Source organism: Kribbella jejuensis, assembly GCF_006715085.1.
Lineage (GTDB): Bacteria > Actinomycetota > Actinomycetes > Propionibacteriales > Kribbellaceae > Kribbella > Kribbella jejuensis.
Genome location: NZ_VFMM01000001.1, coordinates 2,297,071 through 2,319,870 on the forward strand (window position 1 = coordinate 2,297,071; position 22,800 = coordinate 2,319,870).

Genomic DNA, 22,800 nt, shown 5'->3' on the forward strand with positions numbered 1-22,800 from the left:
GACAACTCCCTGAAGTTGCAAGCAGTTGCGCGCCAGCCTGCCGGTTCTGGCTGCGGATCGCAAGCGAGCGTTCGCGCACGGTGATAGGCCCCACTACCCGACCTGACCAGCTTTTAACACCGCGTCCCAGGCTGTGGACCACCGGGGCTTGCGCATGGTTCCGTTCTAAGGGCGAACTAATATTGGGGTTATCGCCCTGACGGGGGGATCGACCTGTCGTCCACGAAGCGGCAGACCGACCCAAGCTTGGACTTGGAGATGAACAGAACAGTGACCATCGAGGTCAAGCAGCTCGACCGCGTGGTGATCCGCTTCGCCGGCGACTCCGGTGACGGCATGCAGCTCACGGGGGACAGGTTCACAGCGGAAACGGCGTCGTTCGGCAATGATCTGTCGACGTTGCCCAACTTCCCAGCAGAGATCCGGGCACCAGCCGGGACCCTGCCGGGGGTCAGCTCGTTCCAGCTGCACTTCGCCGACCACGACATCCTCACGCCGGGCGACGCGCCGGACGTGCTGATCGCGATGAACCCGGCCGCGCTGAAGGCGAACCTCAAGGACGTGCCCCGCGGCGCGACCCTGATCGTCGACACCGCCGACTTCACCGCGCGCAACCTGAAGCGGATCGGGTACGACGAGAACCCGCTGGAGACCGGCGAGCTCGACGGCTACCACGTCGTACCGCTGAACCTGACCGGGATGACGGTGGAGTCGGTCAAGGAGTTCGGTCTGTCCCGCAAGGACGCGTCCCGGGCGAAGAACATGTACGCGCTCGGCCTGGTGTCCTGGCTGTTCCAGCGGCCGGTCGAGTCCACGATCACGTTCCTGGAGACCAAGTTCGCCTCGAAGGCGGATATCCGGGACGCGAACATCGCCGCGTTCCGCGCGGGCTACAACTTCGGCGAGACCGCCGAGGAGTTCTCGGTCCGGTACGAGGTGAAGCCGGCCTCGATGGCCTCCGGCACCTACCGGAACATCTCCGGCAACCTGGCGCTGGCCTACGGGCTGGTGGCGGGCGCACAGCGGGCCGGGCTGCCGATGGTGCTCGGTGCGTACCCGATCACCCCGGCGTCCGACGTACTGCACGAGCTGTCCAAGCTCAAGCGGTTCAACGTCACCACGATCCAGGCCGAGGACGAGATCGCCGGGATCGGCGCCGCGCTCGGAGCGTCGTTCGGCGGTGCGCTCGGCGTCACCACGTCGTCCGGCCCGGGTATCAGCCTGAAGTCGGAGACGATCGGCCTCGGCGTGATGCTCGAGCTGCCGCTGGTGATCTGCGACATCCAGCGCGCCGGCCCCTCCACCGGGATGCCGACCAAGACCGAGCAGGCCGACCTGCTGCAGGTGATGTTCGGCCGCAACGGCGAGGCCCCGCTGCCGGTGCTCGCGGCCCAGTCCCCCGCGGACTGCTTCGCGATCGCGGTCGAGGCGGCCCGGATCGCAATCACCTACCGGACGCCGGTGATCGTGCTGTCCGACGGCTACCTGGCGAACGGGTCCGAGCCGTGGCAGATCCCCGTCATCGAGGACCTGCCGACCATCGACCCGAACTTCACCACCGCGCCGAACGCCCCCGACGGCAAGTACCTGCCGTACGAGCGCGACCCGGAGACGCTGGCCCGTGCCTGGGCCGTCCCCGGTACGGCGGGCCTCGACCACCGGATCGGTGGCCTCGAGAAGGAGGACAAGACCGGGAACATCTCCTACGACCCGGCCAACCACGACCTGATGATCCGCACCCGGCAGGCGAAGGTGGACGCAGTCGCGCGCAGCATCCCGCCGATCGAGGTCGACGACCCGGACGGTACGGCGAAGGTCCTGGTGCTCGGGTGGGGTTCGACGTACGGACCGATCGGCGCCGGTGTCCGCCGGGTCCGCACCGTCGGCGGCAAGATCGCGCACGCGCACCTGCGGCACCTGAACCCGTTCCCGTCGAACCTCGGTGATGTGCTGCGCAGCTACGACAAGGTCCTGGTCCCGGAGATGAACCTGGGCCAGCTGGCGATGCTGCTGCGCGCGAAGTACCTGGTCGACGTGGTCTCGTACGCGCAGGTCCGCGGGATGCCGCTCGGCGCCGCGGAGCTGGCCGAGGTGATCGGCAACTTGGTCGAGGAGACCGAGGGCATCGACGACGACGCCCGCCACCTGGGCACCGCGGCCGCGGCGTTGAAGCACGGTGAAGCACTGGCCGATCAGAACGGTCATCTCAAGACGGAGGGTGCACGATGAGCACCGTTGAGCTCGGCATGCCGGGTCATGGTTTGGCAGGCGTCCCGCTGGCGACCGAGCCACAGAACCGCAAGGAGTACGTGTCGGACCAGGAGGTCCGGTGGTGCCCCGGCTGCGGTGACTACGCCGTACTCGCGGCCTTCCAGGGGTTCCTGCCCGAGCTCGGGATCAAGCGCGAGAACGTCGCGATCGTCTCCGGGATCGGCTGCTCATCCCGCTTCCCGTACTACCTGTCGACGTACGGCATGCACTCGATCCACGGGCGCGCGCCGGCGATCGCGACCGGGCTGGCGACCGCGCGGCCGGACCTGAGCGTGTGGGTGGTGACCGGTGACGGCGACGCGCTGTCGATCGGCGGCAACCACCTGATCCACACGCTGCGGCGGAACGTGAACCTCAAGATCCTGCTGTTCAACAACCGGATCTACGGGCTCACCAAGGGGCAGTACTCGCCGACCTCGGAGCCGGGCAAGGTGACGAAGTCGACGCCGATGGGGTCGGTGGACAACCCGTTCAACCCGGTCTCGCTGGCGCTCGGCGCGGAGGCGACCTTCGTGGCCCGTACGGTCGACTCGGACCGCAAGCACCTGACCTCGGTGCTGCGGGCCGCGGCCGAGCACCGGGGTACAGCGTTCGTGGAGATCTACCAGAACTGCCCGATCTTCAACGACAACGCGTTCGAGGCCTTCAAGGACCCGGAGACCCGGGACGACGCGATCATCCCGCTGGTGCACGGCGAACCGATCCGGTTCGGGACCAATGGGCACCTCGGCGTGGTCCGCGACGGGTTCGCGTCGCTCGCGGTCCGCGAGGTTGCGGACCTGCCCGGGGGCGAGGCCGACCTGGTCGTCCACGACGCCCATGTCGAGGACCCGGCGTACGCGTTCGCCCTGTCCCGCCTCACCGACGGCGGCGTGCTGCACCGCGCTCCGATCGGCGTGTTCCGCAACGTCGAACGGCCCGCGTACGACGACCTGGTCCGCCAGCAGATCAAGACCGCCCAGGAAACCCAGGGCACCGGCGACCTCCAGTCCCTCGTCACCGGCGCCGACACCTGGACGATCAACTAAGCGAGGAATTCCCGGACGACTTTCTGGAAGCCGTCCGGGTCCTCGATCCACGGGTAGTGCCCGACACCGTCGAGCACTACCCGTTCCGCGTCGGGCAGCGCCTCGAGCAGACTGTCGGTCACGTCCGGCGGCCGCAGATCCTCTGCACCGTGCACCAGCAGCGTCGGTACGACGACCTTGGCGCAGACGCTTGCCCGATCCGTCAGCGCGGCCAGCTCGGCTCGAAGTGCGTCCGCGCACACCTGGTTGGGCTCGAACCACGGCGTGTTCAGCTTCCTCGCGCGATCGAGAGCAAGCTTTCGATCGGCGAGGTTCACGGAGATCTGCGCGATCCACGGATCAGCTTCCGGTGTCATGGCAAGACGCTCGGCAACCCGAGCGCGGTAGTCCGCCGGCGGGCCGTCGAGCCCGACCGACGAAACCAGCACCAACCTGGACACGGCGTCCGGATGTGCCTGGGCAAACTCCAAGGCGAGCGACGCTCCCCAGGAGTGCCCGATGACGATGGACGGAGCAGGCCCGCAGACGGTGGCGAGGTCAGCGACGTAGCGGGCCAGCGTGTACGGACCACGACGGTCCGAGCGGCCGCAACCGCGTTGGTCCCATCTGTGCAGCGTGAACTCGGGCAGCGACAGCTCGTGGAACACGTCCCACCACCCGGGACCACCATGCACAAGTACGACGGACGGCCCGGAGCCACGAACCTCGGTCCAGAGCCGACAGCCGTCGTCAGTCGTCAAGTGCGCCATCCGCCCCGCGACCTCCTTGTAGCTACTACTTCAGAGAACCGAATCTCTGTCACATAGACTACAAGAGGTCGAGCAGGGTCTGTCCCACCGCGCGATCCAGGTGGCGCGCGGCCAGCCCGGCTTCGCGGGCTGCCAGTACGTCCAGCTCCAGGTTGTCGCCGACCATCAACGCAGCTGCCGGCTCCACACCGAGCTGTTCACAAACGCGTTGGTAGGCATGAGGATCGGGTTTGCTGACTCCGAGTGATTCGGACGTACACACGACATCGACGTACTCCGCGAGGCCGATGGCCGCCAGCTTGGCGTTCTGTTGCTTCGTACTCCCGTTGGTCAGCACGCCCACCAGCCAGCCGTTGCCCCGAGCAACTTCCAAGGCCGGTCGCGCGTCCGGGTAGGCCACCCAGTTGTCCTGGTACAGCCGCAGATACCCGCCGAAGACCTCGTCCAGCCCGGCGTCCGTGCCCGGCACCTCGCGCCCGAGCAACGGCAGGAATTGCCGCATCCGCTCGCGCCGCTGCCCCTGATGCGTCAGCTCGCCGGCCAGCCACGCCGGGTAGACCAGGTCTTCGATGACGAACCACTGCGCGACCAGCTCGTCCGTCGGCACGACCCCGAGCTCCGCCACCCACGCCCGCAGGGCTCGCTCCGCCGACCCGGTGTGGTCGAAGAGCGTGTTGTCGAGATCGAAAACGACCGCCTTCATGCCCGCACGACCGAGTCGCGGTTCAGCTCGCGGTGGTTGGCGTAGCCGGACAGTGCCAGCGTGAGGTCCAGTTCGGCCAGGAGACAGCGGAGTACGTGCTCGACGCCCGCCTGGCCCGCGAGCGCCAGCCCGTAGAGCAGCGGGCGGCCGAGCAGTACCGCCTTGGCGCCCAGCGCGAGCGCCTTCGCGGCGTCGGAACCCGTGCGTACGCCGGAATCGAACAGGACCGTGAGCTGCTCGCCGACCGCGTCCGCGATCGCCGGTAGTGCGTCCAGCGCGGCGACCGCGCCGTCGACCTGGCGGCCTCCGTGGTTCGACACGACGATCCCGTCGACGCCGTGCTCGGCCGCGAGCTTCGCGTCCTCGACGTGGGTGATGCCCTTGAGCACGATCGGGCCGTCCCAGTTGTCGCGCAGGAACGACAGGTCGTCCCAGGCCAGGCCGACGTTCGGGAACATCTGCGCCCAGTGCATCACCGCCGCGGCCGGATCGTCGGTGATCGGGGCGACCAGCTTCGCCTGGAAGGCGGGGTCGCTGAAGTAGTTCGCCAACCCCTCGCCCTTCAGGAACGGCAGGAAGCCGCGGTCCAGGTCGGCCGGCCGCCAGCCGATCGTCCCGGTGTCGAGCGTGACCACGAGTACGGCGTAGCCGGCGGCCTTGGCGCGCTGCAGGAAGCTGAGGCAGACGTCGCGGTCGGTCGGGTAGTACAGCTGGAACCACTTGTTCGCGGCCTCGATCTCCTCGATCGCGTGGCTGGCCTGGGTGGAGTGCGTGTACGTGAGGCCGAGGGTGTCTGCGGCCCGGGCGGTGGCGAGTTCGCCGTCCGGGTGGGCGAGGGTCTGGACGCCGATCGGCGCGACGAGCACCGGCGCGGGCATCGCCGTACCGAGGATCGTGCAGGACAGGTCACGGTCGGTGCTCCCCCGGAGCATGCGGGGTGCCAGCCGCCAGCGGTCGAACGCCGCCTGGTTCGCCCGCGCGGTGGCGCCACCACCCGCGCTCGGCACGATGTATCCCATCGCCTCGACCGGCAGTTTCCCGGCCGCCTGCGACTCCAACCGCGCCAGGTCGGTGGTGATCTCCGGCGTCGTCCCCTGCAGCATCCCCTGCAGGTAGATCTGCAGCTGGTAGTCCCCGAAGTTGGCCATGCCGGATGCTCCCACGACCACCACGCCGGCTCAACAGCACCACCCCCGCGAGCGCGATCAGGCCGCACAGCCAGGCGAACCAGTCGCCCCAGGCGGTGTAGAGCGTCCGGTCGACGCCTGGCCGGAGTTCGCCGATCAGGGTCGCCGGGCCGTCCGGCGGGGCGGTCGTCTCGGCGACGATGCGGCCGTTCGCGTCGGTCAGCGTCACGCGGCCCTTGCTGCCGTCGCGGGCGATCGGGATGCCGTTCTCGATCCCGCGGAGGATCGCCATCCGGCTGTGCAACCAGCCGTCGTCGACGAAGTCCAGCGCGGGGACGAGCAGCAGGCCGGTACGGAGTTCGCCGTACTGCCGGGCGAGCGCCGGGAAGTCCATGTCCTTACAGATCATCAGCCCGAAGTCCTTGTACGTCGCCAGCTTGTCGCCGGACTCGTACGGCTCGAGGCCGGGGATCAGGTGGTGCTTGTCGTACGACGTCGGCGGGGTGCCGTCGGGGTGGAAGATCAGGGCACGGTTGTGGTCGCCGCCGCCGAGTGCGGTGACGCCGACGACCAGTTCGATCTTGTTGCTGATGGCAAGCTCTTGGAACAGCTTGGGCAGTCGGTCGTTCTGCACGTCGATCGTCTTCTCCGGGAGCAGGACGATCTGTGCGCCTTGGTGAGCGGCGTTCTCGATCAACGGGCGATACCGCTCCAGGATCTTTGGTCCACCTGCGTTCGGCCAGCCCGCGTCGTCGGCACCTTCAGCTGACAGTACTGCGATCTTCACGGGCTCGGCGTTGGTGCTGCCATCGAGTCGCACCACGCCGTACACGCACACACCCAGGGCAACCACAAGCACGAGGAGGGTGCGCCGGGCCGCGATCGCCGCCGCCGGAAGCAACAAGAGGAAGCTCAAACCCCAGGGACCTGCCAACGAAACGATCTGGTTGACCGGGGCAACTTCCACCTGCGTGTACGCGAGACTCGTGAACGCCCCGTGCGGCGAGACCATCGCGATCAAGTAATCAGCCGCGGCCCACAACGCCGGCGCCGCGACCGCCGCCACCACCGGATGCCCCCGTACCACCAACGCCCGGAAGAACAACACGGTCCCCGCGAACACCAAAGCCAACCCCACCAAAAACCCCAACACCACTGGCGGAACCTCGAGATCCCCCAGCAAGTACCCCACTAGATTGCTGAGACCGAGCAGCCACCCCACGAACGCCGCCACCCCTGCGACCCACGCCCTCACCCGCGGCGCAACAAAGAAGACAGGCACCGGCGCCAGCCACGTCAACAAAGGAACCGTGTGCAAACCCGACCCGAAGAACAGCAGCACACCCGCGGCAACAGCTGCCGCGACAGCCCACCACCTAGACACGTAGTTCATCGATCATCCTTTCGCCCAGGCGGAGGCACAGGGTGCGGAACGACTTGTCCGGCATGCTGATGCGGTCGCCGTGGTGGAGCTGGATCAGGCCGTGCAGGAGAGCTGCGAACATCAGGCTGGTTTCCCAGATGTCCTGGTCGCGGAAGAGTTTCTGCTCGACGCCGGCGGTGACCGCGTCGGCGACCAGGTTCAGCGTCGGCGACCTGCGGGCGCGAAAGTCCGCTGGGAACTGCCGCGCCTGGTCACGCCGTTCAGTGAACATGTAGTCGTACAACCGCGGCTGGGCGAGTGCGAAGTCGACGTGGTCGACCAGCATCTCCCGCAGCCGTTCGTCCGCCGCGACCGGCCGGTCCGCGGCCTCCCAGCGCCGGACCAGCTCGGCGAACGCCGTGTCGGCCACCGCGTTCAGCAACGTTTCCCGATCCGGGAAGTACTGGTAGATCGCCATCGGCGTGATCCCGACCGCGGCCGCCACCTTCCGCATCGACACCCCGGCCGCGCCGTGCTCGGTCAGCAAGTACGTCGCCGCCACGGTGATCCGCTCTTTTGTCGTCACGGAAACCATTAGAAACGCATTCCCTATACGCCGTATAGGCAATGTGACCCTGATTGGACCCTGAGACCGTGACATCCGTCAGGGACCGGACCGCGCCGGACGTCAGCACCGGAACGGGACGGATCGCATCCGCAGGCCCCGCCCGCCGCGCCCACAGTGGTGACCATGACGAACACGCACGTGGTGACCGCTCCCCGACGAAGCGGCGTGAAGCGCGGACTGCCGGCTCTCGGCCTGTTCTTCCTGTCTCCGATGGTCGCCGAGTTCCTGCTCGGGAACATCCCGATCAGCGGCCTGTTCGCACTGTTCGCCCTGGCCCCGCTGTACGGCGGCGGCGCGGTGCTGATCCGTGAGGTCGCCCGGCGCCGCGGCTGGGGCTACCCGAGCATCCTGATCCTCGCCCTCGCGTACGGCGTGATCGAGGAGGGCATCACCACCCAGTCGCTGTTCAACCCGAACTACGCGCACCTGCGGCTACTCGACCCAGGCCACATCTCGTTCCTCGGCATAGGCGCACCGTGGACCGTGATGGTCCTCGGCCTGCACACGCTCTGGAGCATCACGGTCCCGATCGTCGTGATGGAGTCCCTGTCCAGCCGCCCGCGCGAACCCTGGCTGGGCAAGCTCGGCCTCAGCGTGTACGGCGTCCTGTTCATCCTCGGCGTCGTCGCGACCACACTGTTCGGCTACGCCCAGGACTCGTTCCGCGCCTCCCCCGGGCAGAACGTCGGCGTTGCCGTCGCGGTCGTCGTACTGATCGCTCTCGCAGTCTGGGCCGGCCGCCGCACGCCCCGGCGTACCACCGGAAATGTCCCGTCGCCGTGGATCGTCGGCATCGTCGGACTCGTGCTCAGCAGCGGCTGGATGCTCGTGAATGACGAGATCAAGAACGGCTGGCTCTGCGCCGCGGTATCGATCGCCGTCGACGTACTCGCGATCGTCCTGTTCGTCACGTGGTCCCGCCGGACCACGTGGACGCGAATGCACACCTTGGCCGCGGCGGGCGGCGCGATGCTCACCTACGCGTGGCATGCGTTTCCGGAAAGCCCGACCTTCGGCGCCTCGAGGACGGTCGACCTGATCGGGAACGGGGTCTTCGCCCTGCTCGCGGTGGTCCTGCTGATCTCTGCGACAATCAGGTGTGACAAGTTCGTTCGCTCCTGACCGTACGGCGCGGCACGTCAGCCTGGCGTTGTTCGCGCTGGCGACCGGTGGTTTCGCGATCGGGACCACCGAGTTCGTCACGATGGGGCTGCTGCCACAGATCGCGGACGGCGTCCGGATCTCGATCCCGACCGCGGGCCACATCGTCTCGGCGTACGCGCTGGGCGTCGTGGTGGGTGCTCCGGTGATCGCGGCGCTCGGCGCGCGGACGGGCAGAAAACGGTTGTTGCTCGGGCTGATGGCGGTTTTCGTGGTCGGCAACGTGCTGTCGGCCGTTGCCTCGAGCTACGAGTTCCTGCTGGCGGCGCGGTTCCTGTCCGGGTTGCCGCACGGCGCGTTCTTCGGGATCGGCGCGGTGGTCGGAGCGTCGATGGTTCCGGCCGAGCGGCGGGCGCGGGCGGTGTCGATGACGATGGTGGGGCTCCCGGTCGCGAACATCATCGGCGTACCGGTGACGACTCTGCTCGGGCAGCAACTCGGGTGGCAGGTGCCGTTCCTCGCGGTCGGCGTACTCGGTCTGCTGACGCTGGTCGCCGTCTGGCTCTGGATCCCGCCGCAGCCGGTCGGGAGCGACGTCAACGTCCGCAGCGAGCTGAGTGCGCTGGCCCGGCCGCAGGTGTGGATGGCGCTGCTGGTCGGCATGGTCGGGTTCGGCGGGATGTTCGCGACGTACTCGTACATCACGCCGACGATGACGGAACTGGCCGGTTTCTCCGAGTCCGCGGTGACGATCGTGCTCGGCGTGTACGGCGTGGGCATGACGGTCGGCACCGTTCTCGGCGGCCGGCTCGCGGACCGCTCGCTGATGGGCAGCGTGTACGGCGGCCTGGTCGCGGTCGCCGTCGTACTGGGGACGTTCGGCTGGCTCGCACACACTCGGCCCGGCGCGCTGATCGCGGTGTTCGCGATGGGCTGCTCCGCGAGCATCCTGGTCCCGGCGCTGCAGACGCGCCTGATGGACGTCGCCCACGAGGGCCAGTCGCTGGCCGCCTCGCTGAACCACTCCACACTGAACATCGCGAACGCCCTCGGTGCCTGGCTCGGCGGCGTCGTCCTGGCCGCCGGCTACGGCTACGAATGGCCCAGCCGCCTCGGCGCCGCCCTCGCCGTGGCCGGCCTGATCCTGGCCGCGATCTCCGGCCTGATGGAACGCCGAGGGTCGACTCAGGTACTTGCCTGAGGGTTTCGTGACCAGGGACTTGGTTAGATCGGTGTATGGCGACCTTGACGTTGGGTGCTGCCGACCTGGTCCGGCGGCGTGGGCTGCGGCGGATGCGCTCGGTGGCGCTGGCCCTGCTCGTGCTGGCGGCGGCGATCTACGTGGCGACGCTGCACCGCGGCGGTGGCTGGGCCTATCTGAACGCGGCCTCCGAGGCGGCGATGGTGGGTGCGCTGGCGGACTGGTTCGCGGTCACCGCGCTGTTCCGGCGGCCGCTCGGGCTGCCGATCCCGCACACCGCGATCGTGCCGACCCGCAAGGACAGCCTGGCGGAGAGTCTCGAGCAGTTCGTGACCGAGAACTTCCTCTCCGAGGAAGTCGTCTCGGAAAAGATGCGGACCGCGGAGATCAGCCGCCGGGTCGGTGAGTGGCTTGCCGACGGCAACCATGCCGAGCGGATCGTGGCCGAGGGCGCCCGGACGGTCGGCGCGGCGCTGCCGAAGCTCGGCGACGACGACGTGGCCGCGTTCGTCCGCGGTTCGCTGCTGCCGCGCTTCGTGAAGGAGCCGTTGAGTCCGATCGCCGGGCACTTCGTCCAGTCGGTGGTCGAGGACGGCGCACACCACGCGCTGTTCGACCTGCTGATGGTGGAGGCGTACGACTGGCTGGCGAGCAACCGGGACCTGCTCGCCGACGTGGTCGGCCCGCGCGCGCCGCGGTGGTCGCCGCAGTGGGTGGACCGGCTGGTGATCGACCGGATCCACCGCGAGGCGCTGGCGTGGCTGGCCGACGTACGGGACAACCAGGCGCACCCCGCCCGCCGGGCCGTCGACCGGCTGCTCGCCCAACTGGCCGACGACCTGCAGAACGACCCGGAGACGATGGAACGGTTCGAGGCCTGGAAGGCTCGGATGCTGACCCATCCGGACATGAGCAACAGCCTGACCGCGGTCTGGGACGCGATGCGGACCGCGCTGATCGACTCGATCAACGACCCGAACAGCACGCTGCGCGTTCGCGGCATCAAGGTGCTGCACGACCTCGGCGACCGCCTCCAGCACGACGACGACCTCCGCACCAAGGTCGACACCCGCGCCGCCGAGGCGGTCGGGTACGTCGTCCGCACCTACGGCACGGAGATCGTCTCGGTCATTTCTGACACCATCGAACGCTGGGACGGCCGCGAAGCCGCCGCCCGCATCGAACTCCACGTCGGCCGCGACCTTCAGTTCATCCGCATCAACGGCACCGTCGTCGGCGCCCTCGTAGGCCTCCTGATCCACACCGCCAGCCAGCTGATCTGACGCTGTGCGCCGGTCGGGGCAACCATCCGGAAGACCCAGGCGGTCCAGCAGGATGTGAGCATCGACGACGGCGTGGTGACGGAGGTGAGAGCGGTGCCGACCGGCGGTACGGCGAGTTTCGACGCGTTCGTGGCAGCCCGCTCACTGGCCCTGGTCCGGACCGCGTACCTGCTGACCCGCGACCACGCGCTGGCCGAGGACCTTGTGCAGACCGCGCTGGCGAAGGCGTGGTTCCACTGGAGCCGGATCCGCGAGGACAACCCGGAGCCGTACGTCCGGCGGATCCTGGTCACGACGTACGCCTCCTGGTGGCACCGCAAGTGGACCGGCGAGATCCCGACCGAGGAGCTGCCCGAGGCCCCGGTCCCGCACCGTGAGGACCGCCTCGACCTGTGGGACGCGATCGGCCGGCTCCCCCGCCGGCAACGCGCGGTCGTCGTACTGCGCTTCTACGAAGACCTCAGCGAGCCCGAGACCGCGCGCCTCATGGGGACGAGCGTCGGCACCGTCAAGAGTCAGACCGCCAAGGCTCTTACGAAGCTCCGGCTCGACCCGGCGTTGACCACTCCGGCAGATCTGGAGACCCCACGATGAACCTCCAAGACCTCCGCGACGAGCTCAGCACCCGCGCCGCCGACGCCGACCAGCACCAGAACGACCTGCTGCCCGGCGTACGGCACAAGGTCCGCCGTACCAAGCGGCGCCGGATCGTCACCGCCGCCGGAGCGGCCGCCGCCGTACTCGCGGCCGTCGTCGCCGGATTCCTCCCTGGGACGCATTCGGCAACCCCGCCGGCCGACCGGCCGCCCGCGGACTACACCCGCGACGGCGTCACGGTTCCGGGCACGGTCGGCAGCGACAAGTTGCTCAAGGCATGGATCGGCGACCGCGGCCAGGACAAGCTGTCGTTCTCCTGGACCCCGACCACCGACTCGATCACCGTCCACGCCAACTGCGAGGCGGACGGCGGTCTGTACGCCGTCCGCTTCAAGATCAACGGTTGGTACGTCGGTGACGCCGGCTGTGTGACCGGATCCGATGCATGGACGCTGGGCAGCAGCGTGTCGCTGCGACCGGACTCGCCGTTCTGGCTGGCGTCCCCGATCGGCCGACCGGTCCAGGTCGTCGCGGACGTGATCGATCTGTCGACCCGGCGCGTGGTCACTCCCCACGCCCGGATCTCGCTCGGCATCTACTCGACGCCGTACGACCCGTCGGCGGCGGTCGACGGCGCACCGGCGCGGACGGTCCCGGCCGGCCCGGACGACTACACCAAGGACGGCGTCGTCTACCGGCGGCGCATCGGCGGCGACACCCTGGCCGGCGCCCAGATCGCGGACCCCGGCCGCAGCCAGGTGCACTTCAGCTTCACCTCGACCGGCAGACCGCTGGTCGTGCACCAGTTCTGTACGGCGAACGCGGGCTCCGACAGCGAAGAACGCCCGTACTCGATCTCTGTCCGCGTCGGCGCCGGAGAGCCCAACATCTCCACCTGCGTCGGCAACTCGACGGACGCGGGCGCCGGCGACAGCGTGACGCTCCCGGCGCCGGTCCCGGCCGGACAGCGCATCGACGTCGTCGCGGAGGTAGTACCGGCGAAACCGGGCGGCCCGCCGGTGCCACCGGACACGCGCTTCGGTCTGGGCGTCTACTTCCAGGGCGAGCAGCGGACGATCGACGGCGTCGACCTGGCGGAGCGGATCGAGCTCGGGGGGTACGACTACCGCCTCGCGGACGTCCGGACGGCGCCCGGCCCGAGCAAGAAGCTCACGATCGCCACACCCGCCGGGCGCCCGTACGTGATCGCGTACGGCAGCTCACCGCTCGGCGTCGCGGGTGAGGTCACCGGCAGCCTCTGGATCGGCAAGACCGAGCGCACGCTCAGCATCGGGCCGAACACCACCGGCGCTCTGGGTCTCAGTACTTATCCGCGCGCCGCCGGAGCGGCCGACCGCGCCACCCTCACCGTCTCGAACGGCACGCCGACCAAGGGCACGCTGATCGTGGCGCTGTACGAACCGGTGTCCTAGACCCAGCTGTGCAGGTCGGCGGCGTCCTGGGTGAATTGTTCGGTGGAGTCGTCGGCGACGAACTCGAGGAGGGCGTTGATCTCGCGGGGTTCCGCGGCGAGGCGGTCGAGGACCGGGCGCCACAGGGACTCGCGGGCCGCCAGCGGCAGGCGGTTGTTCGACGGCCACCACGAGAAAACGTGCACCGTGCTCAGCCAGGGCATCAGCGACTCGAGCTGCTGCAGGCACTCCGCGTCGTCCAGGTCGACCGGCGGCTGCCAGTACGTCGTGAGGTTCGGCGCGCCGACGTCGAGCAGCAGGGTGATCGTCGAGTCGACCTCGTCGGTCAAGGTGTTCCGGTGGAACTCCATCGCGATCTCGATGCCAGCGCCGGCTGCCATCTCGGCCAGTTCGCCGAGGCCCCGGGTGACCGCCATCCGGTCGCCGACGCCCGCGTCCGCCGTACCGACGTTGCCCGCCCAGACCCGGATCCGCGGCGCGCCGAGCGCCTCCGCGGTGGCGACCGCCGACCGCATCTCCTCCCGGTCGACGCTGCCGGCCCGCAGGTACGAGCCGTACGCCGCGATCTGCAGGCCGTGCACCTCGGTCAGGTTCCGGACGCGCTTGGCGTTGACCAGGTTCCCGAGCGGGACGTGGATGTCCCCGCCCCACTCGATCGCCGACAACCCCGCCGCGGCAGCCACCTCGACCACCTGGTCGACGGCCAACTGCCGAAACGTCACCGAGACCAGACCGGTCCTCACACCCACGCGTGCCTCCTGGTGTCCACACCTCCATCCAACCGCATCACACCAACAGACTCACGCCACGAGTCACCCGATGGACGGCGTCCTGCCCTTGTCGCCCTGTACCCCGGCCTTGCCGGCTGTCACCGGAACACCCACCGGTCCGGCGGCCGCCGCAGGAGCCTGGGACGGACGACCGGGTGCCCTCCCGGCCTCGGCGCCCGCGTCGAAGACGACGGCATGCGCGACGTACTCCTGCGCCCGCTCGGTCCGCACCGGGTCCATCGAGTTCGTCCGGCTGTCGGCGGCGATCAGCTCGGCCGCCAGCCTCCGTTCCGGCGAATCGGCGGCATGTTGCGGCCGGGACTGCGGATCGCTGTTCAGGTAGGCGTTGAACGCGTCCGCCTGCGGGCTCGCGGGGCGCTGGTTCGCCGCGACCACGTCACCGAGTGCCCCCAGCGCGGACGACTCGATCTGCTTGCGGACGCGCTGGCTCGCCAGCACCCGGTCCTCCGCCGTCTCACGTCATGAGCAAAGTAATTGGATGCGGCTGTCGGGCGGGTTTACGCTGAACGGCGTGCCGGAACAGCGAAAAGGATTCACCTACGGGTTCACTGCCTACCTGATCTGGGGCCTGTTTCCGCTGTACTGGAAACTCCTCGACTCCTCCGGCGCGATCGAACTGCTCGCCCATCGGGTGCTGTGGTCGCTCATCACGATCGTGATCCTGGTCGCCGTACTGCGGAAGTTCGGTGCCGTGAAGGCGCTACTGGCGGAGCCGCGCCGGCGCTGGCCGTTGATCGCGGCGGCGTTCCTGATCTCGGTGAACTGGGGTACGTACATCTGGGGCGTCGGCAACGGTCACGTCGTCGAGACCTCGCTCGGGTACTTCATCACCCCGCTGTTCACGGTCCTGCTCGGCGTCTTCGTACTGAAGGAGAAGCTCCGGCCGGTGCAGTGGACCGCGCTCGCGATCGCGTTCGTCGCGGTGGTCGGCCTGACCATCGAGAACGGCCGGCCGCCGTGGGTCGCGATCATCCTGACGTTCTCGTTCGGGTGCTACGGGCTGGCGAAGAAGCAGGCCGGCGCGGGCGCGATCGAGGGTATGGCGGTCGAGTCCGGCACCGTCGTGCCGTTCGCGGTCGCGGCGATCGTCGTACTCGGGTTGCAGGGGCACGCCACGGTCACCCACCACGGCACGGCGTACCTGATCCTGGTGATGCTGACCGGACCGATCACCGCCGTACCGCTGCTGCTCTTCGGAGCCGCCGCTACCCGCGTCTCGATGACGACCCTGGGGCTGCTGAACTACATCGCCCCGATCATGCAGTTCATCTGCGGCCTGGTGATCTTCCACGAGCGGATGACGCCGATGCGCTGGCTCGGCTTCGGCCTGGTCTGGGTGGCGCTCGCGCTGTTCACCTTCGACAGCATGCACACCCGCCGCCGCAACCTGGCCCTCGAGCGCGCCGCGGTCACGGCCACGGCTTGACCTTCGCTATCTTGGACATCTAATATCCAGATTGTGAAGATGAACGAGGGCGTCGAGTGGGCGATGCACAGCTGCGTGAACCTCAGCTGGATGCCCGGCGCGGCGGTTCCCGCCAAGCGGCTCGCGGCCTTCTACAACCTGCCGACGGCCTACCTGAACAAGCAGCTCCAGGCGCTCGCGCGGGCCGGCATCCTCACCTCGGTCTCCGGACCGAAGGGCGGTTTCCAGCTCGCCCGCGACCCGCGCAACATCTCGCTGCTCGACATTGTGGTCGCGATCGACGGGCCGGACGAGGCATTCCGGTGTACGGAGATCCTGCGCGCCGGGCCGGGCGCGGACGACCGGACCGACTACACCAAGGCCTGCCTGATCTCGCAGGCTATGCGGTCCGCGGAACTGTCGTACCGGCGCGAGCTGGCGGGTCAGAGCATCGCGGACATCGCCTCGCGGGTCGTCGAGCAGACGCCGGAAGCACCAGAGAACACCCGCAACCATTTCGCCAACCTGAAGGCCTGAAGGCCGCTTTTTTCTGGAGCAATTCTGGATGTCTAACATCCTGAATAAATCGATGATCTTCACGTTGGCCGGACAGCAGCCATTTTGGTTGCCTTCGCCAACAACACCAGCGTCCGGCTCCCCCATTTTTCTCTGACCGCCGCGACCCGAACCTTTGCCCTTAGCAACTAAAGGAGAAACTCATGACCATCCTGATCCGCGCCGGCGAAGCCGAGACCCTGTCCGCGAGTGGGGTCACGTTGCTCGCCGACATGACCGACACCGACGGGCACCTGACCAGCCACCGCTCGATCTTCCAGCCTGGCAAGGAAGGCGCTCCGCCGCACCTGCACCGCGAGGCTGCCGAGTTGTTCTTTGTTTTGAAGGGTTCTCTGCGGGTGCTGACCGGGCAGGATCTCATCGTCCTCGGCGTCGGCGACTTTCTGCACGTCCCGCCGAACACCCCGCACGCCTTCGAAGCCGCGGGCGACGAGCCGGCCGAGGTGCTCTTCGTACTCACACAAGCGAAACCGCGCTTCGGCTACTACCGCCTGCTGGAGGGCGCGTACCGCGGCGAGACCGACTGGGCCGAGGTAGCCGCCACCAGCGACCTCTACGACAACCACTACGTCGAAAGCAGCGCTTGGCAGCAGCGATCCCTTGAAAACAAGGAGGTTCGGCTTTGAAAACTGTCGGAGGGGGTTGCTAACGTTCTCGGCATGGATCTTCTCGAGGGACGGGCAGTGGTGGCATTGGCCAACCACGAGCTGCTGCCCGCCCTCGACGACATCGACGCCGAGATCAACCGCCTGGAAGGGATCCGCCTGCAAATCGTCGCCCGCGCCGAAGACTCCGGGTACGCCCAGGAGCTCGGTGCGCGCGATACCGTTGATTTGCTGGCCTTCCGGTACCGTCGGGACCGCGCCGACGTCTGGCGCGAAGTACGCCTCGCCCGCGCGCTCCCGAAGTACGGCGCCGTCGCCGACGGGATCGCCGATGGCGCGGTGCGCACCGCACAGGCCGCAGGGATCGTCGCCGAACTCGAACGCGTCCGCACCCGCGTCCCGGTCGAGGATCTCGACGTCGCCGAAACCCAACTCGTCGGCCTCGCCGCCCACCTCGCCCCCACCGACCTGCGCTCGGCCGCCAAACGGATCTGCAACCTGATCGACTCCGACGGCCCAGAACCCGAAGAAAACAAGGCCTACGACCGCGAAACCCTCACCCTTTCCCGGGCCGACAACGGCGTAAAGTTCAAGGGCTTCCTCGCCAACGAAAACGCCGAACTCCTCCGCTCCGTCATCCACGCCGGCTCCCGCCCCCACAAGACCAAGGACGGCGAACTGGACCCCCGACCACGCGACAAGCGGCAGGCCGACGCGCTCACGACCGCGCTGACCCTCGCCGCCAACGCCTGGGACACCAACACCGCCACCCCAAACCCAGCAACCGGGACGGACGATGGTTCAACCGGCGGTGCGGGCGCACCCTGCTCCGGCCGCGCGATCCCCGGCCACGGCGCGAAGGCCAACATCACCGTCACCATCGACCTCGAAGACCTGCGGGCGGCCACCGCCAACGCGGTCGGCCAAACCGTCTACGGCGACGACCTCTCCGCGGCCACCATCCGCCGCCTCGCCTGCGACGCCAACATCATCCCGCTCGTCCTCGGCGCCAACTCCCAACCCCTCGACGTCGGCCGCAGCGAACGACTCGTCACCCGGCACATCCGCCAAGCCCTGATCGCCCGCGACCAAGGCTGCGTCATCTGCGGCGCCCCACCCATCATGACCGACGCCCACCACCTCATCCACTGGAAAGACGGCGGCCCCACCGCCATCTGGAACCTAGCCCTCCTGAGGCTGTCGCGCGAATCCTCGGGGCCGGGGGTTGGTGGTGTGTTCGGCGGTCCGGGGGTGCTGCCCCTGCCGGTCAGGCGGGGGTGGCTTGTTGGAGTTTGAGGAGGTTGTGGACGGTGCAGATGAGGCGCCATTCGCTGTGCACGGCCGGAAGGCTGCGGCGGGCGAAGCGCCGGAATCGGAGGTTGTGCTTGATGTTGCCGAACACGGGTTCGATGCTCGAGGCCCGTTGCTTGTAGAGTTCGGCGTTGCCGGGGTCGGCGAGTTTGGTGTCCATCGTTTTGCGGGCGACCGTTGGATCGGTGGCTTCGCCGCGGACGTGGGCAAGCATTGCGTTGATGCGGGTGTCGGAGACGGTGAGCTCGTCGCGGGCGGCGCGTTTGGACATCTCCCCGCGGGCGACTTGTTCGATGACCGGGATCCATTCGGCGGGTTCGGGTTCGGCGCTTCGGGTGATGCGTTGCCCGTCGTTTCCGAAGTACCGCTTGGTCATGTCCCGCACCCAGGTGTAGGAGACACCGAGGATCTCGCCGGCCTTGCGTTGTGACAACTCGCCACGGTTGACCTTGGCCAGGACCGCGAGCTTGTCGTCGTCGGGCTTGTCTGCCTTGCGCCATGAGGGTTTCTTCGTCGCGATGAGCACCTCGGCACCAACACCGGTGGTGCCGTTCGCAGCCGTCCAGTAACCGGCATCGGCCACGAACGCCCCGACCCCGTCGTTGTGTCCGGCGTCGGTCAGGTTCTCGCTCACCGCGGTGGCCATCGGCACGAAGTGGGGTTGATCGTTGGTGGTTGCGGTGACCTCGGCCGCGACCACGATCTGAGCAGTCGTGGCAGCTGTTTGGGCGTTGTAGCCCTGCATGACACCCTTCGACGCCTGAGCAATGATCCGCGAGTGCGGATCGGTGGTGTTGGCCCGCCGCGGCTTCGAGCGCCGAGCGGCGTCTTCCTTGGGTTTGGGGCCGGTCAGCTTTCGTCCCAGCCCGGCCTCCTTCTTCGCGCGCTCAGCCATCCGGGACTCGTAGTCGCGCGACTTCTGCGACTCCAGCTCATCGAGCGCGGCACGGATCCGGGCCCGACGATCCCGGCCTCCCGCCCACTCGACGGGAAGCTCGTCGCCGCGGGCATCGCCATGCTCAGCGTCCTCGGCCTCATCGACCGCGGCAGCCTCGGCCAAGACCGCCTTGGCGACCTCACGCGCCGCATCGACCAGATCGCCAGGATCCATCTGGCCGGCCTGGCTGTGCTCGGCCATCGCAGTGAGTTCCTTGGCCAGGGCTTTGCCTTCGCGGTTGGCGAAAAACGATGCATTCGCGGCGATCTTGGTGCCGTCGATCGCGACCACGCCGGCATCAACCAGACCGGCCTTCACACACAAACCAAGGACCTGCCCGAACAACCCGGCAATCGCTTCTTGATGACGCGCCCGAAACCGCGCGATCGTCGCGTGATCGGGCTGCTGGTTCGCCGCCACCACCCGATAGGCGACGTCCTCGACCAGACGCCGCTCGACCCGGCGCGAAGACCGCTCACCAGTGCAATACGCGTACAGCAACACAGCAAGCATCATCGCCGGGTCGTAGACCGAACCACCCCGCCCGTCAGCCCGATACGCCGCGAAGAACTCCGCCAGATCCAGCTCGGCCACCGTGTCCAGCACGAAGAACGCCAGATGATCCCCAGGCAGCCACTCCCGCACCGAAGGCGGCATCAACATCAACTGATCCACGTCGCCACAACGCACATTCACAGCCACACCAAATACTCCCGCGAAACCCCAGCCAGACCCCGCAGGCGCGCGATTCGTGCGACAGCCTCTCCTCTGCCGCCGCCACCACGTAGACACCCACAACGACCGCTGGACCATCACCATCACCAACGGCCACCCCCAAGTAGCCCGCCCCACCTGGGCCACCCCACCACCCCACCCGCCCCGCACCTGCGTACCCCCCGCCAAGGCCCCCGCACGCCCAGCCCCCTCAACTCGACCACCCGACCAGCCCGCACGCCCAGCCGCCTCAACTCGGCCACCCGACCAGCCCGCACGCCCAGCCGCCTCAACTCGGCCACCCGACCAGCCCGCACGCCCAGCCGCCTCAACTCGACCACCCGACCTGCCCGCACGCCCAGCCGCCTCAACTCGGCCACCCGACCTGCCCGCACGCCCAGCCGCCTCAACTCGGCCACCCGACCTGCCCGCACGCCCAGCCGCCTCAACTCGACCACCCGACCTGCCCGCACGCCCAGCCGCCTCAACTCGGCCACCCGACCTGCCCGCACGCCCAGCCGCCTCAACTCGGCCACCCGACCTGCCCGCACGCCCAGCCGCCTCAACTCCTCGGACCGACCTCCCCGCGACCCCCGCGACCCCCGCGACCCCCGCGACCGAGGACCTTAGCCGCCTCGCTTCATCAGCGGCCTCCCCCTTCACCGACAAGCAAACCGAACCCAGCCAGCCGACAACGGCCCCTTGGCAAGGCACACCTGTGCCCACCACCCACCGAGCTAGCCGCTGGAAAGCCGACCCCACCACCCTTGCCGAAGCAGCCAGATTCGCCGTCTGGGGCAACCCCGCCGAACCCGCGACCGGCCCGCCGACCTTCGCGACGATCTAACCCTCAATCCGCGAAAAACTCGCGGATCGCGGTCGCCCGATCGGCACCCCATGGAACGGCCCACCCCTGCCCACCGCCGACAGCCAGCGGTGGTCGACGATCCGAGTGATCGCCCGGGGCAGATCCCCGGGCCCCGCCGCGCCCGAGGTCCTGGGCGCGTGGCGACCCGGAGAGTTGCCAACTCACCACGCACGCGTATGTGGACCGGGAAGTACAGGCCACGCCACGTACATATCACCGGGCGTGCGCCCGCCGAGAGGTGCCGAGGTCGCGGAGTACGGCGTACCGCTGGGCGCGTCGACCGGGAGATACCGACTCGGCGTACCGCAGGGCGTGGGCGTCGCGGAAGGTCCTGAGCTCACCACGCGTGGGCACCGCGGCCCGTACGTCGACCGAGACGTAGCAAGCTCTCCGAGTACGGCGTACCGGTGGGGCGTGCGGGGCCGAGAGATGCCGGTTCCCCGAGTACGGCGAGCTGGACCACGAACGCGTACCGGGAACTGCAGCGAGCACGAAGTACGACGTACCGCTGCACGCAGGGGTGCCGAAGACGACGAACGGGATACGAGCGCGCGTGCCGGAGATGCCGAGTTCATCACCCGATGCGGCGTTAATGGACCGGGAGATGCTGACCCACACGAGGTACGGCGTGCCGCTTGGCGTGCGCAGGCCCGGAGGTCCAGGGCACACCATGTGTAAGGCGCACCGCTAGACGCGAGCTGCCGGCCGCATTACGTACGGCGTACTGCCGGGTGTGCACGGACCCGGTGGCGCCGACGTCATGGGTTCGGCATACCGCTGGCTGTGCACCGACCCGGAGGGCGCCGGGCGCACTACGTACGGCGTACCACTTGACCGGCGCTGCCAGCTCACCTTGGGTACGGCGTGCTGTTGCGCACCCATAGGCCGGGAGTCTCGGCCACACCACGTACGGCATGCCGCTGGGCGTGCGCCGATCGAGAGGTGCCGAGGCGCGGCGTGCGGCGTACGTTTGCGCGCACGGGCGTGAAGTTGCCGGCCGCATCACGTACGGCGTACTGCCGCGTGTGCACGGACCCGGTGGCGCCGAGGTCATGGAGCACGGCGGACCGCTGAGCGTGCATGGAGCCGGAGGGATCGAGGTCGCGGAGTGCGGTGCCGCAGCGCCTGCGCGGGCCGGGAGCGCCGAGCTCACCGAATGCGGCGTACCCCGGGGCGCGCGTACCCGAAGGCGACGGCTCACCGCGTGCGGCGTACCACGGGACCTACGTGGGCGCCGAAGTGCAGATCCTCAGTGCAGGCTGCCGCTGGTGCTGGGGAGGGTAGAGCCCTGGTGCGAGCTGCCGCTCGGGATGCGTAGAGCCCGGTGGTGCTTGCGATGCGCGGCGCGGGATGGGCGGTGAGTTGCGTGGTGTGCGGCTGGGCTGTCGTGGTGGGGTTCGTCGGACGGCGAACTTACGGCCGCCGCGAGCGCGTCGTTCGGTTCGCTCGGCTGGGGCCGTGCAGGAGTCGTGCGAATGCCTCGGCGGCCCGTCGGGGCATCACCTTCCTGCGGTGGCGCGGCGCACCGCCGGGTTCTGTACGAGGGCCTCGATGGGTCGTTGGGCATTGCGTTTTCTGCACCCCGCGCGGCGCACATCCCAGGCGGGGTGGTGCGCGGGTGGCGTGCGGGCGTCTCGGTGGGGCGTCGGCTTTCTGGGTTTGCGGGTCGTCTGTCGGCCGCAGCGGTTGACGCGGTGGTGGTCCACTGGCTCGGGGCGGGCGGTGGAGCGGCGGGCATGCGTAGATCCCGGTGGTATTTGCGGATGGGCGGTGGGGTGCGCGGGTGGCGTGCGGATGTCTCGGTGGAGTGTCAGCTTTCTGGGTTTGCGGGTCGTCCATCCGCCGCACGGTTGTCGCGGTGGCGACCCGTCGGCTCGAGTTCGGGCGGCGGAGGAGTCGGGCGGCGAAGCAGGCGGGCGGAGCGGTCGGGCGGCGAAGCGGTCAGGCGGCGAAGCGGTCGGGCAGCGGAGCGGGCGGGCGGGCGGGCGGCGAAGCGGTCGGGCGGTGGAGCGGTTGGGCGGCGGAGCAGTCAGGCGGGCGGCGAAGGTCCGGCGACGGAACGGGCGGACCGCGGAACGGGCGGAGTGGGGAGAGTGAGGTGGGACACGG

Annotated in this window: 20 protein-coding genes; 11 read left to right on the forward strand and 9 right to left on the reverse strand. The window is 68.8% G+C overall.

Going from position 1 to position 22,800, the window contains the following annotated elements:
* Nucleotides 1–258: 258 nt before the first annotated feature.
* Nucleotides 259–2,229, forward strand: a complete 1,971-nt coding sequence (locus tag FB475_RS11280; RefSeq protein ID WP_238332088.1) for a 2-oxoacid:acceptor oxidoreductase subunit alpha — start codon at nt 259–261, stop codon at nt 2,227–2,229.
* Nucleotides 2,226–3,299 (forward strand): 2-oxoacid:ferredoxin oxidoreductase subunit beta, encoded by a 1,074-nt coding sequence (locus FB475_RS11285; protein WP_141855099.1) that lies wholly within the window; start codon nt 2,226–2,228, stop codon nt 3,297–3,299. The genes FB475_RS11280 and FB475_RS11285 overlap by 4 nt, the downstream gene beginning before the upstream one ends.
* On the opposite strand, the gene FB475_RS11290 is transcribed toward FB475_RS11285, so the two are convergent.
* The 5 genes from FB475_RS11290 to FB475_RS11310 are packed head-to-tail and all read right to left on the reverse strand — an operon-like array spanning nt 3,296 to nt 7,827.
* Nucleotides 3,296–4,048 carry an alpha/beta fold hydrolase gene (locus tag FB475_RS11290; protein WP_141855101.1) on the reverse strand — a complete coding sequence of 251 codons (753 nt, stop codon included), beginning with the start codon at nt 4,046–4,048 and terminating at the stop codon, nt 3,296–3,298. The genes FB475_RS11285 and FB475_RS11290 overlap by 4 nt on opposite strands.
* 58 nt (nt 4,049–4,106) lie before the next feature.
* The gene (locus tag FB475_RS11295; protein ID WP_141855103.1) at nt 4,107–4,751 is read right to left on the reverse strand and encodes an HAD family hydrolase; all 645 of its coding nucleotides are present in this window, start codon (nt 4,749–4,751) and stop codon (nt 4,107–4,109) included.
* Nucleotides 4,748–5,770 carry an alpha-hydroxy-acid oxidizing protein gene (locus tag FB475_RS11300; protein WP_238332089.1) on the reverse strand — a complete coding sequence of 341 codons (1,023 nt, stop codon included), beginning with the start codon at nt 5,768–5,770 and terminating at the stop codon, nt 4,748–4,750. Before FB475_RS11300 ends, FB475_RS11295 begins: the two co-directional genes overlap by 4 nt.
* Nucleotides 5,658–7,271, reverse strand: a complete 1,614-nt coding sequence (locus FB475_RS37535; protein WP_141855107.1) for a nitrilase-related carbon-nitrogen hydrolase — start codon at nt 7,269–7,271, stop codon at nt 5,658–5,660. Before FB475_RS37535 ends, FB475_RS11300 begins: the two co-directional genes overlap by 113 nt.
* Complete coding sequence (locus FB475_RS11310) at nt 7,255–7,827, reverse strand: TetR/AcrR family transcriptional regulator (protein ID WP_185759207.1); 573 nt, start codon at nt 7,825–7,827, stop codon at nt 7,255–7,257. Before FB475_RS11310 ends, FB475_RS37535 begins: the two co-directional genes overlap by 17 nt.
* Before the next feature lie 165 nt (nt 7,828–7,992).
* Here FB475_RS11310 and FB475_RS11315 point away from each other — a divergent pair, with 165 nt between their 5' ends.
* From FB475_RS11315 to FB475_RS11335, 5 genes are read left to right on the forward strand one after another with little or no spacing between them, the layout of a single operon-like run.
* Nucleotides 7,993–8,991, forward strand: a complete 999-nt coding sequence (locus FB475_RS11315) for a hypothetical protein (RefSeq protein WP_141855111.1) — start codon at nt 7,993–7,995, stop codon at nt 8,989–8,991.
* On the forward strand, nt 8,969–10,171 hold the full coding sequence (locus tag FB475_RS11320; RefSeq protein ID WP_238332090.1) for an MFS transporter: 1,203 nt from the start codon (nt 8,969–8,971) through the stop codon (nt 10,169–10,171). The genes FB475_RS11315 and FB475_RS11320 overlap by 23 nt, the downstream gene beginning before the upstream one ends.
* Nucleotides 10,172–10,206: 35 nt before the next feature.
* A complete protein-coding gene (locus FB475_RS11325; protein ID WP_141855115.1) occupies nt 10,207–11,454 on the forward strand; it encodes a DUF445 domain-containing protein in 1,248 nt (415 codons plus the stop codon).
* 54 nt (nt 11,455–11,508) lie between these two features.
* Nucleotides 11,509–12,048, forward strand: a complete 540-nt coding sequence (locus tag FB475_RS11330; RefSeq protein WP_141855117.1) for a SigE family RNA polymerase sigma factor — start codon at nt 11,509–11,511, stop codon at nt 12,046–12,048.
* The gene (locus FB475_RS11335; protein WP_141855119.1) at nt 12,045–13,484 is read left to right on the forward strand and encodes a hypothetical protein; all 1,440 of its coding nucleotides are present in this window, start codon (nt 12,045–12,047) and stop codon (nt 13,482–13,484) included. The genes FB475_RS11330 and FB475_RS11335 overlap by 4 nt, the downstream gene beginning before the upstream one ends.
* On the opposite strand, the gene FB475_RS11340 is transcribed toward FB475_RS11335, so the two are convergent.
* Nucleotides 13,481–14,233 carry a sugar phosphate isomerase/epimerase family protein gene (locus tag FB475_RS11340; RefSeq protein WP_141855121.1) on the reverse strand — a complete coding sequence of 251 codons (753 nt, stop codon included), beginning with the start codon at nt 14,231–14,233 and terminating at the stop codon, nt 13,481–13,483. The two genes, FB475_RS11335 and FB475_RS11340, sit on opposite strands and share 4 nt — an antisense overlap.
* Nucleotides 14,234–14,296: 63 nt before the next feature.
* The gene (locus FB475_RS11345; RefSeq protein ID WP_141855123.1) at nt 14,297–14,713 is read right to left on the reverse strand and encodes a hypothetical protein; all 417 of its coding nucleotides are present in this window, start codon (nt 14,711–14,713) and stop codon (nt 14,297–14,299) included.
* Nucleotides 14,714–14,786: 73 nt separating this feature from the next.
* Between FB475_RS11345 and rarD the strand changes: the two genes are divergently transcribed.
* The 4 genes from rarD (at nt 14,787) to FB475_RS11365 (ending at nt 18,157) form a co-directional block, all read left to right on the forward strand.
* Nucleotides 14,787–15,701 (forward strand): EamA family transporter RarD, encoded by a 915-nt coding sequence (rarD, locus tag FB475_RS11350; RefSeq protein WP_141855125.1) that lies wholly within the window; start codon nt 14,787–14,789, stop codon nt 15,699–15,701.
* Between the two features lie 39 nt (nt 15,702–15,740).
* Complete coding sequence (locus FB475_RS11355) at nt 15,741–16,217, forward strand: RrF2 family transcriptional regulator (RefSeq protein ID WP_141857928.1); 477 nt, start codon at nt 15,741–15,743, stop codon at nt 16,215–16,217.
* A 182-nt stretch (nt 16,218–16,399) separates the two neighbouring features.
* Nucleotides 16,400–16,882: a cupin domain-containing protein gene (locus FB475_RS11360; protein WP_141855127.1), complete on the forward strand. Its 483-nt coding sequence runs from the start codon at nt 16,400–16,402 to the stop codon at nt 16,880–16,882.
* Between the two features lie 33 nt (nt 16,883–16,915).
* Nucleotides 16,916–18,157, forward strand: coding sequence for an HNH endonuclease (locus tag FB475_RS11365; RefSeq protein ID WP_141855128.1), 1,242 nt, complete (start codon nt 16,916–16,918; stop codon nt 18,155–18,157).
* Here FB475_RS11365 and FB475_RS11370 read toward each other — a convergent pair.
* Entirely contained in the window at nt 18,129–19,811 is a 1,683-nt protein-coding gene (locus tag FB475_RS11370; RefSeq protein ID WP_238332091.1) for an IS1182 family transposase, read from the reverse strand. The two genes, FB475_RS11365 and FB475_RS11370, sit on opposite strands and share 29 nt — an antisense overlap.
* Before the next feature lie 1,093 nt (nt 19,812–20,904).
* The gene (locus FB475_RS11375; RefSeq protein ID WP_141855133.1) at nt 20,905–21,309 is read right to left on the reverse strand and encodes a hypothetical protein; all 405 of its coding nucleotides are present in this window, start codon (nt 21,307–21,309) and stop codon (nt 20,905–20,907) included.
* Between the last annotated feature and the right edge of the window lie 1,491 nt (nt 21,310–22,800).

What these genes read in the sequence shown, in the direction of transcription:
- FB475_RS11280 (WP_238332088.1), top strand. Translation starts at nt 259, where the DNA reads ATGAACAGAACAGTGACCATCGAGGTCAAGCAGCTCGACCGCGTGGTG.
- FB475_RS11285 (WP_141855099.1), top strand. Translation starts at nt 2,226, where the DNA reads ATGAGCACCGTTGAGCTCGGCATGCCGGGTCATGGTTTGGCAGGCGTC.
- FB475_RS11290 (WP_141855101.1), bottom strand. Translation starts at nt 4,048, where the DNA reads ATGGCGCACTTGACGACTGACGACGGCTGTCGGCTCTGGACCGAGGTT.
- FB475_RS11295 (WP_141855103.1), bottom strand. Translation starts at nt 4,751, where the DNA reads ATGAAGGCGGTCGTTTTCGATCTCGACAACACGCTCTTCGACCACACC.
- FB475_RS11300 (WP_238332089.1), bottom strand. Translation starts at nt 5,770, where the DNA reads ATGGGATACATCGTGCCGAGCGCGGGTGGTGGCGCCACCGCGCGGGCG.
- FB475_RS37535 (WP_141855107.1), bottom strand. Translation starts at nt 7,271, where the DNA reads ATGAACTACGTGTCTAGGTGGTGGGCTGTCGCGGCAGCTGTTGCCGCG.
- FB475_RS11315 (WP_141855111.1), top strand. Translation starts at nt 7,993, where the DNA reads ATGACGAACACGCACGTGGTGACCGCTCCCCGACGAAGCGGCGTGAAG.
- FB475_RS11325 (WP_141855115.1), top strand. Translation starts at nt 10,207, where the DNA reads ATGGCGACCTTGACGTTGGGTGCTGCCGACCTGGTCCGGCGGCGTGGG.
- FB475_RS11335 (WP_141855119.1), top strand. Translation starts at nt 12,045, where the DNA reads ATGAACCTCCAAGACCTCCGCGACGAGCTCAGCACCCGCGCCGCCGAC.
- FB475_RS11355 (WP_141857928.1), top strand. Translation starts at nt 15,741, where the DNA reads ATGAACGAGGGCGTCGAGTGGGCGATGCACAGCTGCGTGAACCTCAGC.
- FB475_RS11360 (WP_141855127.1), top strand. Translation starts at nt 16,400, where the DNA reads ATGACCATCCTGATCCGCGCCGGCGAAGCCGAGACCCTGTCCGCGAGT.
- FB475_RS11365 (WP_141855128.1), top strand. Translation starts at nt 16,916, where the DNA reads ATGGATCTTCTCGAGGGACGGGCAGTGGTGGCATTGGCCAACCACGAG.